Origin of the sequence: Deinococcus alpinitundrae (assembly GCF_009982895.1) — a bacterium.
Taxonomy (GTDB): Bacteria; Deinococcota; Deinococci; order Deinococcales; family Deinococcaceae; genus Deinococcus; species Deinococcus alpinitundrae.
In genome coordinates this window covers 1-279 of record NZ_WXZL01000203.1, presented here as the reverse complement: position 1 = coordinate 279, position 279 = coordinate 1, and the positions used below count along the sequence as shown (strand labels likewise).

The following is a 279-nucleotide window of genomic DNA, read 5'->3' as shown; positions in this document are numbered from 1 at the left end:
TGATTGTAACTCATTTGCAGTTGTGTACGTACTTGCATAATTCTGTCACGTTCGAAACCATGTACAAGTCCTGCAACTACTGCTGCAATGATTCCTGATGCGTGAAACAATTCAGCAATTAAATACGTAACAAATGGTGTTAACAATTGAATAATTGTAAACATATTAATGTTTTCATATCCTCGACGCATCAATGTTAGTCGGAACCTTACTAATGCCATACCTATAAGTAAACCAACCACTGCGCCACCAATTGATGCAATTAAAAACAACTGAACA

At 36.2% G+C, this 279-nt stretch carries 1 protein-coding gene; it reads right to left on the bottom strand.

The window, feature by feature from the left end:
• Positions 1 to 279 (bottom strand): cation:proton antiporter domain-containing protein (locus tag GUI70_RS25580; RefSeq protein ID WP_202630587.1); only part of this gene is annotated, 279 nt, incomplete at both ends.